This window comes from Allobosea sp. NPDC003192 (assembly GCF_050275675.1).
GTDB lineage: Bacteria > Pseudomonadota > Alphaproteobacteria > Rhizobiales > Beijerinckiaceae > Allobosea.
Genome location: NZ_JBNNPK010000030.1, coordinates 46802 through 58339, shown reverse-complemented (window position 1 = coordinate 58339; position 11538 = coordinate 46802). Strand labels below are relative to the sequence as shown.

The window sequence follows — 11538 nt, the reverse complement described above, 5'->3', positions numbered from 1 at the left end:
ATGCGACAACGCCCGCAGGGAGAGCCTGCGGGCGGGGACGACGCTTGGGCGCGGGGAGCCCCTCTCCTGGAAGGAGAGGGGCAGGGGTGAGGTGTTCGGACTGGAAACGCTGGCCTGATCCCGACCGCGCGGTGGGCGCTCGCGGAGCTGGTCCGATCTCCCACACCTCACCCTACCCTCTCCTTCCAGGAGAGGGTTCCCGCGTCCTTCTTCCCGGATGAAACCCTCTGGAAAGGACCTCCCATGCCCCGCAATCCCGACCATCGCGGCGCGATCAAAGAGGAGTTCGAGCGCTTTGAGCGCGAGCGGCCGATCGCGCTGCGCAGCGTGGCGACGCAGCTGGAATGCTGGCGCTATCTCTGCACCCTGCCGGACTGCCGGCGGGCGCAGGCCTGCGTCGGGCCGGGCGGCGAGCATTGCGCCCCCACTTTCCTGCGGACCTGCTTCAGCGACAAGGAGCGCGCCACCCTGAAGGAAGCGCTCGGCCTGCGCCTTGCCGGCCTCTCCGCCGACGCGGCCTGGGAGGAGGCTGAGCGGCGGGTCGCGTGGCATGAGGGGCGGATCGAGGTGGTTCCGCTGCGGGGCGAAAGGTAGGCGAGGGAAGCGTGGGGAACCCCTCTCCTGGAAGGAGAGGGGCAGGGGTGAGGTGTTCGGACTGCAAACGTTGGCTTGAACCTGACCGCGCGGTCAGCGCTCGCGGAACTGGTGTGGCCACCTACACCTCACCCTGCCCTCTCCTTACAGGAGAGGGTTCCCCGCGGTTTTTCGGGACGGGTTGCGCTAAACTCCCCGCCAACAGCGATTCACGGAAAAGCCCGACGCCATGGCCAGGAAGACCCCCGAGCAGCTCACCAAGGAATTCGAGGGCCGCAAGGCCAAGGGGCTGGCCAAGGGCGGCGCGGCCTATTGGCCGAACGTGCTCGCCAATGCCGTGCTGAAGCTCGCGGCCGGCGGCGCTGAGTTCAGCGTCGCGGCGCTGGCCGAACGGGTTGCGGCCGAGGGGCAGGTGGCTGACCCGGCGGTCAAGGCCGGGGCCGAGGAAGCGCTGGCGCGGCTGAAGCAGGCCGCGGCAAGGGCGGCGGGGTAGGGCGCGGGAAGCGCGGGAACCCCTCTCCTGGAAGGAGAGGGGCAGGGGTGAGGTGTGCGGGAGGGAGATCATTGGCTGCGATAAAGCCGCGGTCGGCGCTCGCGGAACTGGTCTGCGCTCCTACACCTCACCCAAACCCTCTCCTTCCAGGAGAGGGCTTTCTGTTGTGCAAGCCCTCCCAATGCGCGCAACGACGGCATCGGGATCGTTCAGCACCTCGTGATTGCGGAAGCGGAGGAGCATGAAGCCGTGACGCTCGATCTCCTCCGTGCGAGCCGCATCGTAGTCGCGATCCCAGTCATGTTGGCGACCGTCGAGCTCGATGATCAGCCTGCGCTCGAAGCTGAGGAAGTCGACGGTGTATCCGAGTATGGCGATCTGGCGTCGAAACTTCACGCCGCCGAGTTTTCGGCCGCGCAGAAGCGTCCAGAGGATGTCTTCCGGCTTGGTCGATTGTTGACGGAGCTTTCTGGCGAAGCGGTCGCGCTCACTGACCATGGCGGCATCTCCGGCGAGAGTGCACACCTCACCCCTGCCCCTCTCCTTACAGGAGAGGGGTTCTATCGTCGCGCCTCTATTCCCCCATCGCGATCAGCGAGGCATTGCCACCCGCCGCCGCGGTGTTGATCGTCACCGTCTGCTCGGTGGCGAAGCGGGGGAGGTAGTTCGGGCCGCCGGCCTTGGGGCCGGTGCCTGACAGCCCGTGGCCGCCGAAGGGCTGCACGCCGACGACCGCGCCGATCATGTTGCGGTTGACATAGATGTTGCCGGTCGAGAGCCGGTCGACGACCCGCTCGACGGTGGCCTCGATGCGCGAATGCAGGCCGAAGGTCAGGCCGTAGCCGGTCGCCTCGATCTCGGCGAGCACCTTGTCGAGCTGGCCCGCCTTCCAGCGCACGACATGCAGCACAGGGCCGAAATGCTCAGCCGTGAGGTCGGCGACCTTGTCGAGCCGGATGATGTGCGGGGCGACGAAGGTGCCGGGCAGAGACGGCGTCCTGCCGGCATAGGTGACGCGGCCGGCGGAGCGCATCGCGGCGATATGGGCGTCGAGGCGCTCCTTGGCGGCGGCGTCGATCACCGGGCCGACATGGGTCTCGATCGCGCGGGGATCGCCGAGGGTGAGCTCGCTGGCGGCGCCCTCGATCATCTCGACCATCTTGTCGGCGACGTCCTCCTGCACGACGAGCAGGCGCAAAGCCGAGCAGCGCTGGCCGGCCGAGCGGAAGGCGGAGAGGACGACGTCGTCGGCGACCTGCTCGGCCAGCGCGGTCGCGTCGACGATCATGGCGTTGAGGCCGCCGGTCTCGGCGATCAGCGGGACGATCGGGCCGTCCTTGGCGGCGAGCGCGCGGTTGATGGCGCGGGCAGTCGCGGTCGAGCCGGTGAAGGCGACGCCGGCGACGTCCCTATGCGCGACCAGGGCTGCGCCGAGCTTGCCGTCGCCGGGGGCGAAGTGCAGCGCGCTCTTGGGGATGCCGGCCTCATGCAGGAGGCGCACGGCGAGCGCGGCGATCAGCGGGGTCTGCGGCGCGGGCTTGGCGACGACGCTGTTGCCGGCGACCAGCGCGGCGGCGACCTGGCCCACGAAGATCGCGAGCGGGAAGTTCCAGGGCGCGATGCAGACGAAGGGCCCGCGGCCGCGCAGGATCAGGCGGTTGTCCTCGCCGGTCGGGCCGGGAAGCGCGCTCGGCACGGCGAACTTCGCTTCGGCTTCGGCGGCGTAATAGCGCAGGAAATCGACGGCTTCGCGGAGTTCCGCGATGGCGTCGTCCAGCGTCTTGCCGGCCTCCGACTGCAGCAGCGCCAGGATCGGGCCGCGGCGCGCTTCCATCAAATCGGCGGCCTGGCGGAGCGAGGCAGCGCGGTTGCGGGCAGGCGTCGCGTTCCAGGCGTGGAAGCCGGCCCTGGCAGCCGCCATCGCCTTCTCGGCGCTGGCGGCATCGCCCTCGGTGACGCGGCCGACCGGCTTGCCGTCGATCGGCGAGAGCACGTCGCGGGCGGTGCCGGTGCCGGGTTTGCCGTCGATCAGCGGCACGGCCTCGGGGATAGGCTTGGCCGCGGCGGCGTGGATCTCGGCGAGCAGGGTGGCAAGGCTGGCGGCATCGCCGAGCTCGACGCCGGCGGAGTTGCGGCGGGACGGCCCGAAGAGCTCGGCCGGCAGCGGGATGCGGCGATGGCGAGCGGCGCTCGGCGAGCCGATAATGTCCGCCGGCGGCACCAGCAGCGTCGCGACCGGCACGTCGGGATCGCCGGAGACCGAGACGAAGGAGGAGTTGGCGCCGTTCTCGAGCAGGCGGCGGACGAGATAGGCGAGCAGGTCCTGGTGGCCGCCGACCGGCGCATAGGTCCGGCAGGCGAAGCCGGAATCCGACTGCAGCAGGCGTTCATACAGCGCCTCGCCCATGCCATGCAGGCGCTGGAATTCGAAATTCTCGGCATCGCCGGCAAGCTCGGCGACGGTCGCGACAGTCAGCGCGTTATGGGTGGCGAATTGCGGGATGATGCGCGGGCGCAAGGCGAGCAGCTGCTTGGCGCAGGCCTCGTAGTTGAGGTCGGTCATCGCCTTGCGGGTGAAGACCGGATAGTCGGGCAGGCCGCGCTCCTGGGCACGCTTCAGCTCGGTGTCCCAATAGGCGCCCTTGACAAGGCGGACCATCAGCCGGCGGTCATAGGTTTCGGCCAGCGCAGCGATGTGGGCGATCACGGCGCTAGCGCGCTTCTGATAGGCCTGGATGGCGAGGCCGAAGCCGTCCCAGCCGGCGAGCGAGGCATCGGCCATCACGGCGGCGATGACGTCGAGCGAGAGCTCGAGCCGGTCGGCCTCTTCGGCATCGACGGTGAAGTTGAGGTCGTATGTCTTGGCCTGGCGGGCGAGCTCGATCACCTTCGGCGTTAGCTCGGCCAGCACGCGCTCGCGATTGGTCGCCTCGTGGCGCGGATGCAGCGCCGAGAGCTTGACCGAGATGCCCGGGCGGTTCGGCAGCTTGTCGTTGCCGGCGGAGCGGCCGATGGCGTCGATCGCATCGGCGTAGGAGGCGTAGTAGCGGTCGGCGTCGGCTTGCGTGCGGGCGCCCTCGCCGAGCATGTCGAAGGAGTAGCGGTAGAGCTTGCCCGAGCCGGAACGGGCGCGCTTCAGCGCCTCCTCGATGGTCTGGCCGAGGACGAAATGATTGCCCATGACGCGCATGGCCTGGCGCGTCGCGGTGCGCACGGCGGGCAGGCCGAGGCGCTTGGAGAGGTTGCCGATGATGCTGGTCGGGGTCTCGCCCGGCTGGATGATGCGGGCGGTGATGCCGAGCGCCCAGGACGAGGCCGAGATCAGGAAGGCGTCGGACTTGGATTCGTGATGGGCGAAATCACCCTGGCCGAGCTTGTCCTCGATCAGCCGGTCGGCGGTGGCGGCGTCGGGCACGCGCAGCAGCGCCTCGGCCAGCACCATCAACGCGAGGCCCTCCTTGGTCGAGAGCGAGTATTCGCGCAGCAATTCCTCGATGCCGCCGAGGCCGACCTTGCGGGTGCGGATCGCGTCGACCAGCGCGGTGGCGCGGGCGTCGATCCTCGCCTTGGCCAGAGGATCGCGACGGCCGCCGGCAAGCAGGCGACCGGCGATCGCGGCGTCGTCCTCGGCATAGGGGGCGTGGAAGACGGGCGCAGGGGCGGCCATGAAACGGCTCCGGGTCTCGACGGCGGGATGATCTGCAGGATCATCGCAAGTAGGCTGGATATCAATGGAGATTTCAGCAATTATGCCGTGATTAATCCTGTAAGGTTTTCAGATGGCAGAGAATAATCCGGTTCTTGACCGAACCGACCGGCGCCTGCTCGCCTTGCTCCAGAACGATGGCCGCGCCGCCGGTGTCGAGCTGGCGGAAAAGGTCGGCCTGTCGCCGACCGCGACCGGCGAACGGCTGAAGCGCCTTGCGCGCGAGGGCTTCATCACCGGTTACCGCGCCACGCTCGATCCGGTGAAACTCGGCCTACATCTGCTGGTCTTCGTCGAGGTCTATCTCGACAAGACGACGCCGGACGCCTTCGAGCGTTTCGCCGCGGCGGTGAAGCGGGCGCCGGAGGTGCTGGAATGCCATATGGTCGCCGGCGGCTTTGACTACCTGGTCAAGACCCGCGTCGCCGACATGAACGCCTATCGCCGCTTCCTCGGCGAGGTCCTGCTGGCGCTGCCGGCGGTGCGCGAGACGCGAACCTATGCGGTGATGGAGGAGGTCAAGACCGACGGAGCGCTGCCGTTGTGACTCCCGCGGCACTGCCGCAGAAAAACGTAACCATTTCCGCGATTTCGCCGCGATCTCGCCCTGTTGGCGCTTGACCTGCGCACTAGGGAGGTCTTGGTTGCGTTGCGTCTCCGGTATGGTGCTCCGTGAGCCCTGTCGGAGAGGCATTTGCGTCCGTGTCGGCTATGGTCGCTCCGGAGTTTGCCATGTCCGTTGCCATGCCCCTGCTTGGCGCGCCGATCTCCCGGCGCGGGTTCGGGCGTTTCCTCGCAGGAACCGGTCTTGCCGCCTGGGCCGGGCTGCACAATGCGCCTGTTGCAGCCGCTTCGATCCCGTTGCGCTTCACGCTCGACTGGCGCTTCGAGGGGCCGGCGGCGCTGTTCCTCACCGCCCTGGACAAGGGCTATTTCCGCGACGAGGGGCTCGACGTCACCATTGAGGCGGGGACCGGGTCGCGCGAAGCGATCCCGCGGGTCGCGACCGGCGGTTTCGATGCCGGTTTCGGTGATGTGAACACGCTGATCCGTTTCCGCGACGAGAACCCGAATGTCGATCTCAAGGCGGCGATGATGGTCTATGACCGGCCGCCCTTTGCGATCGTCGGGCGCAAGAGCCGGGGCATCAGCAAGGATCCCAGGAGTCTCGAGGGCAAGAAGCTCGGCGCTCCCGCCGCCGACGGAGCCTTCGCGCAATGGCCGGTTTTCAAGAAGGTCAACGGCATCGACGATGCCAAGATCAAGCTGGAGAACATCGGCTTTCCGGTGCGCGAGCCGATGCTGGCGTCGGGCGAACTCGACGCGATCTTCGGCTTCGCCCACACCTCCCTGATCAATCTGAAGGCGCGCGGCGTGCCGGCCGAGGACATCGTCATGCTGCTGATGGCCGATCACGGCGTCGAGCTCTACGGCAATGCCGTCATCGTCTCGCCGAAGCTGCTGGCGGAGAAGCCGCAGGCGGTGCGCGGCCTGCTGCGGGGGATCACCCGCAGCGTCCGCGATGTCGTCGCCGATCCGGAGGCGGCGATCGCCGGCGTGCTGCAGCGCAATGAGGGCGCCCGTCCCGAGATCGAGCTGGAGCGCCTGAAGATGGCGCTCGATCACTATGTGATGACGCCGAGCGTCAAGGCGCACGGTTTTGGCGGGATCGACAAGGTGCGCTGGCAGAAGGGGCTTGACCAGATCGGGCTGACCGTCTCCTTCAAGGACAAGGCGAAGGCTGGCAACGCCTTCGCCGAGGGCTTCCTGCCGGCGGAGTCCGAGCGGGCGTTCTGAACGGCGCGCCCGCTTACTTTAGGCCATGGTGACAGCGGCTTCGGGCTTCGCCTATCGTGCGCCGCTTTTCGCCAGAGACTTGCCGCATGCTTCCTGACATCCGTGACTTCTCGCGCCTGCGCGCGGCCTTCCGCTGGCGGATTCCGGAGCGCTACAATATCGGCGTCGATTGCTGCGACCGCTGGGCGGCGGTCGATCCCGGCAAGGTCGCGATCCTCGAAGTCCAGCCGGACTGGTCTGTCGTGCCGGTCAGCTATGGCGAGTTGCGGGCCCAGTCGAACCGTCTGGCGAATGCGCTGGGCAAGCGCGGCGTCGGCAAGGGAGACCGGGTCGCGATCCTGCTGCCGCAGGGTCGGCTGGTGCCGGTCGCGCATATCGCGGCCTACAAGCTCGGCGCCATCGCTGTGCCGCTGGCGGCGTTGTTCGGTGCCGATGCGCTGTCCTACCGCCTGCGTGATTGCGGGGCGAAGGCGCTGCTGACCAACGCCGCCGGCCTCGCCAAGCTCGGTCAGATCGAGGAGAAGCTGCCCGATCTCGAACTGGTGGTCTCGGCCGATGGCCCGGACGGACAAGCCGAGGGGCTTGCGCGCCTGCTCGAAGCGGAAAGCGAGGCGTTCACGCCGGTCGACAGCGGGCCGGACGATCCGGCGCTGATGATCTACACCTCCGGTACCACGGGCAACGCCAAGGGCGCGCTGCACGGCCACCGGGTGATGCTCGGCCATCTGCCGGGTGTGGAGATGCCGCACGAGTTCCTGCCGCAGCCGGGCGACCTGATCTGGACGCCGGCGGACTGGGCCTGGGCCGGCGGCCTGCTCAACAATTTGCTGCCGGCGCTGCATCACGGCGTCCCGATCGTGGCGCGGCCGACCGCGAAGTTCGACCCCGACGAGGCCTTCCGGCTGATGGCGGATGTCGGCGTGCGCAACTGCTTCATCCCGCCGACGGCGCTGCGCATGCTGCGGGCGGTGGAGAATCCGCGCGGACGGTACGATCTCAAGCTGCGCACGGTCGCCTCCGGCGGAGAGTCGCTCGGGGCCGAGACGCTGGCCTGGGGGCGTGAGGCACTCGGCCTGACCATCAACGAGTTCTACGGCCAGACCGAGTGCAATCTCGTGCTCGCCTCCTGCGCCGCGATCGGCGTGGTCAAGCCGGGCTTCATCGGCAAGGCGGTGCCGGGCCATGAGGTTGCGGTGATCCGACCCGATGGCAGCATCTGCGAGCCGGAGGAGGAAGGTCAGATCGCGGTACGCCGGCCCGATCCGGTGATGTTCCTTCATTACTGGCGCAAGCCCGAGGCCACGCAGGCCAAGTTCATCGGCGACTGGATGACGACGGGCGACCAGGGCTCGCAGGACAGCGAGGGCTATATCCGCTTCGTCGGTCGCGATGACGACGTCATCACCTCGTCCGGCTACCGGATCGGGCCGGGGGAGATCGAGGATTGCCTGCTGCGCCACCCGGCGGTGGCGCTCGCAGCGGTGGTCGGCAAGCCCGATGCGCTCAGAACCGAGATCGTCAAGGCCTTCATCGTGCCGAAGGCGGGCTACGAGGCCTCACCTGCGCTCGTCGCGGAAATCCAGGGCTTCGTGCGAGAGCGGCTGGCGGCGCACGAATATCCGCGCGAGATCGAGTTTCGCCAGGAATTGCCGATGACCACCACCGGCAAGATCATCAGGCGGCTGCTGCGCGACGCCGGCTGAGGAGCGGTGCACGGCGAGCAGCTCTTGCCGTGACCGAGAGCCTTACATCGCCGAGCCGTAGCGGCGTCGTGGCAGGCACGCCACCGACGATCTCGCGCCGGCGGCTGGCTCGGCCGAGCCAGGAGAGAAGCTGCGCCAGCGGGGCGAAGCTGGCGAAGCGCTCGTCCTCTACACCCGAATAGAGCCAGAGGCGCGGCACCTTGCCGATCAGGATCGCGCCGGCGACCGGCTTGTCGTCGAGGCTGAGCAGGCCGACCCGGCAGCGATGGCTGCGGGCCAGATTGCGGGTCATCGCGCGCAGGAAAGCGCTTTCGCGGGTGTCCTGAAGCGCAGCGACGCCGGCTCGGGCGAGCGAGCCGGAGGCCTCGAGCGCGAGATGAAGCTCGACCATGTCACGAAGTTCCTGGCGCGAGCCGGATTCGGCGAAGGAGAGCTTGCCCTGTCGTGACAGACCCTGGCGCAGGCCAGCGAGGTCGGGAGCGGTGGCAATGGCTGGCAGCGCCGGCAATGGCTCGATCGCGGCGGCGTGGCCGGTATGCTCGGCCATGTGCAGGATATTACGCAGGAGAGGGCCGTCGAGATCGAGGCGGTTGAGCTGCAGGTTCTGCGTATTGGCGAGACCCCAGCGGCCTGGCGCGTGGAGCAGGGCGGCGATGACGCGCACGGCCTCGTCCGCGTCGATCAGCGGCGTGGCGATGCGCAGGCGCGGATTGCTCCAGCCGATCAGTTCGTCATGGCCGAGCAACCTGTGCCGGAGGCGGGCGGGGACGAGGCCGAGCAGGCGTCGCGACGCGGCCGGACCGTCCCAGAGCAGCAGCACCGGCGCGTCACGGAAGTCGACGAGGTGCTGGGCGGCGGGGAGGGCAAAGTCGGGTTCGAAGAACGGGTTCGGCTCGATGGCGCGGCCGGCGAGGTCGCGCCATTCGGCCTCGATGGCGGCGCAGGCGGCGAGCGGGCGGCGCTCGATCGAGAGGCCGGCCGGGCCGGAGGCGATGACGCTCTGCTCGAGCGTCGTCTTCGCCGGCGCAACCGGGGAGGCGGCGAGGTTCGGCATGGCGCAGCCCTTTCGCGGCTCGCCCCGCTTCGGTGCGCTTCCGTGCCGGATCGGCACGTCAGCACAAGGCGGGGCAGGGGTCTGCCCCGGATGAACCAAGAAGCGGGCCGATCGGAACGGGTCAGCCGTGATGGTGGTGATGAGCCTCGGCCTGAGCCGGGGCGGGCCGGCCGAGGAAGGCCGACCAGAGCCGCGCGACCGTCTCCTCCTCCAGATCCCTTACGATCAAGACGAGGCGGGAGCGCCTGTCGGCATCGGGCCATGTCGGCAGCAGCACGGGCGGATGCAGGATCTGCTGGACAGCGTGGACGAGCAGCGGGCCTTCGGGATGCTCGGCGAGCGCGACCAGTCCCTTCAGTCGTAGCAGCCGGGCGCCATGGGTCGAGCGCAGCAGGGTCCAGAACAGGTCGAAGGTCGCCTCGCGGATCGGCGTCTCCGCCGTCAGCGTGAAGGCGCGGATGCTGGCGTCGTGGCGGTTGACGTCGTGGTGATGATGATGGCCGTGGCCGCCGCGATGGTGATGGTCGTGGGTCTCGCCATGATCGTGGTGATGATCGTCCAACGCTTCGGTCGCGAGCCAGCGGCGCAGTTCGTCCGGGCGCGCGGCGATGTCGTAGAGGCCGGCGCCGATGATCGCTTCGGCCGGCGCATCGGGCGGCAGGATCGCGATGCCGGGATTGAGCTCGCCGAGCCGCTTGCGCAGGGCTGTGACGGCTTGGCTGTCCGTCGCGATGTCGGCCTTGGTCAGCACCAGCCGGTCGGCGGCGACGACCTGTCTGAGCGCCTCCGGGTGAGTGTCGAGCGTCGCCATGCCATTGACCGCGTCGACCAGCGTGACGACGCCGTCGAGCTCGTAGCGCAAAGCGAGATAGGGGTGGTTGATCAGTACGTTGAGGATCGGTGCGGGATCGGCAAGGCCGGTGGTCTCGATCACCAGCCGCCGGAACGGCGCGATGCGACCATTGTCGAGCCGGCGCAGCAGGTCCTCCAGCGTGACGATCAAATCGTCGCGGATGGTGCAGCACAGGCAGCCCGAGGCGAGCAGGATCATGCCGTCCTCGATGCCCTCGACGAAGAGATGGTCGAGGCCGATCTCGCCGAATTCGTTGACCAGCACGACCGTGCCGGCGAGCGCCGGGTCCTTGAGCAGGCGGTTGAGCAGGGTGGTCTTACCGGCGCCGAGGAAGCCGGTCAGCAGCGTCAGCGGGATCGGCTCGGGGCGTGCGGGCTGCTCGGACATCGGGGATCAGGTTCCGGGTGCGGCCACCGCCGGCAATCGGCGGGCTCGCTTTTGTTCCAATATTACATTGGCGATGATCGCGGCGACGACAAGGGCGCCGCCGGCATATTGCAGCGAGCCGACGCGCTCGCCGAGGAAGATCGCGGCGATCGCCACGGCGAAGACCGGCTCGGCGCAGAAGGCGAGCGCGGCCGGGCCGGGCGCGACGCGGGCGAGCGCCATCACCTGGAACAGGAAGCCGATCAGATAGCCGCCGATGGTGATCGCGACCGCGACCGGCGCGAGCAGCAGGGCTGAAGGCGGCTGGAACAGGCCGGTGAGGGCGAGAATCGCCAGCGTCACCGGCAGGATGACGAGATGCGACCAGAACAGCTTCGGCAAGGTCCCGGTATCGCCGCAGCGCGCCGCCGAGAAGAATTGCGCCGCGGCGAAGATGCTCGCGCCGAAGGCGAGAGCCAGACCGCGAGGATCGAGCCCGTGCCAGTCCGGCCCGACCACCATGGCGACGCCGAGGAAGGCGCCGAGCGCGATCACGACCCGATCGAGGCTGAAGCGGGCCGGGGTGAAGAGCGGCTCGGTGAGCACGATCAGGATGGGAAAGGTGTAGAAGACCACGGCCGCCACCGTGATCGGCAGGAAGGCGACCGAGGAGAGATAGGCGCAGGCGGTCAGCGCTGTGCTGACGCCGAACAATGCGAGTGCCGACCAGCGATGGCGCGGTACCATGAGGCTGGCTCGCCAGAGGAGAGCGGCGCCCGTGACCAGCGCCAGCATCAGAAAGACGCGATAGAAGACGATGAGCGGGCCGCTCAGCCCGGCATGGCCGGCGAGCTGCGCGCTGACGATGTTGGTACCGAAGGCCGCGGCCGAAGCGAGCGCCAGCGCAAGGCCTTGCTGGACCGAGGACGCACTGCGCTCCTGCACGTTGCAGCCCTCGGTTCGGGTATCGAG

10 protein-coding genes are annotated in these 11538 nt (G+C 68.6%); 5 read left to right on the top strand and 5 right to left on the bottom strand.

What is annotated here, in order from left to right:
• Nucleotides 1-243 precede the first annotated feature (243 nt).
• Together ACQKLX_RS27970 and ACQKLX_RS27965 are read left to right on the top strand one after the other, a co-directional pair.
• Complete coding sequence (locus ACQKLX_RS27970; protein WP_427364821.1) at nt 244-594, top strand: hypothetical protein; 351 nt, start codon at nt 244-246, stop codon at nt 592-594.
• 229 nt (nt 595-823) lie between these two features.
• The gene (locus ACQKLX_RS27965; RefSeq protein ID WP_137880149.1) at nt 824-1087 is read left to right on the top strand and encodes a hypothetical protein; all 264 of its coding nucleotides are present in this window, start codon (nt 824-826) and stop codon (nt 1085-1087) included.
• 120 nt (nt 1088-1207) lie between these two features.
• Here ACQKLX_RS27965 and ACQKLX_RS27960 read toward each other — a convergent pair whose 3' ends face one another.
• Entirely contained in the window at nt 1208-1585 is a 378-nt protein-coding gene (locus tag ACQKLX_RS27960) for an endonuclease domain-containing protein (RefSeq protein WP_427364820.1), read from the bottom strand.
• Nucleotides 1586-1661: 76 nt separating this feature from the next.
• A complete protein-coding gene (gene putA / locus ACQKLX_RS27955) occupies nt 1662-4754 on the bottom strand; it encodes a bifunctional proline dehydrogenase/L-glutamate gamma-semialdehyde dehydrogenase PutA (RefSeq protein WP_427364819.1) in 3093 nt (1030 codons plus the stop codon).
• A gap of 112 nt (nt 4755-4866) precedes the next feature.
• On the opposite strand from putA, the gene ACQKLX_RS27950 reads away from it, so the two are divergent.
• From ACQKLX_RS27950 to ACQKLX_RS27940, 3 genes are all read left to right on the top strand, one after another.
• Nucleotides 4867-5340: an Lrp/AsnC ligand binding domain-containing protein gene (locus ACQKLX_RS27950; protein ID WP_152012054.1), complete on the top strand. Its 474-nt coding sequence runs from the start codon at nt 4867-4869 to the stop codon at nt 5338-5340.
• A 185-nt stretch (nt 5341-5525) separates the two neighbouring features.
• Nucleotides 5526-6590: an ABC transporter substrate-binding protein gene (locus tag ACQKLX_RS27945; RefSeq protein WP_427364818.1), complete on the top strand. Its 1065-nt coding sequence runs from the start codon at nt 5526-5528 to the stop codon at nt 6588-6590.
• Nucleotides 6591-6676: 86 nt separating this feature from the next.
• On the top strand, nt 6677-8293 hold the full coding sequence (locus ACQKLX_RS27940; RefSeq protein WP_427364817.1) for an acyl-CoA synthetase: 1617 nt from the start codon (nt 6677-6679) through the stop codon (nt 8291-8293).
• On the opposite strand, the gene ACQKLX_RS27935 is transcribed toward ACQKLX_RS27940, so the two are convergent.
• From ACQKLX_RS27935 to ACQKLX_RS27925, 3 genes are all read right to left on the bottom strand, one after another.
• Nucleotides 8265-9347, bottom strand: a complete 1083-nt coding sequence (locus ACQKLX_RS27935) for a GNAT family N-acetyltransferase (RefSeq protein ID WP_427364816.1) — start codon at nt 9345-9347, stop codon at nt 8265-8267. The genes ACQKLX_RS27940 and ACQKLX_RS27935 overlap by 29 nt on opposite strands.
• 121 nt (nt 9348-9468) lie before the next feature.
• Complete coding sequence (locus tag ACQKLX_RS27930) at nt 9469-10587, bottom strand: CobW family GTP-binding protein (RefSeq protein ID WP_427364815.1); 1119 nt, start codon at nt 10585-10587, stop codon at nt 9469-9471.
• A gap of 6 nt (nt 10588-10593) precedes the next feature.
• Nucleotides 10594-11511 (bottom strand): DMT family transporter, encoded by a 918-nt coding sequence (locus ACQKLX_RS27925; RefSeq protein ID WP_427364814.1) that lies wholly within the window; start codon nt 11509-11511, stop codon nt 10594-10596.
• Nucleotides 11512-11538 lie beyond the last annotated feature (27 nt).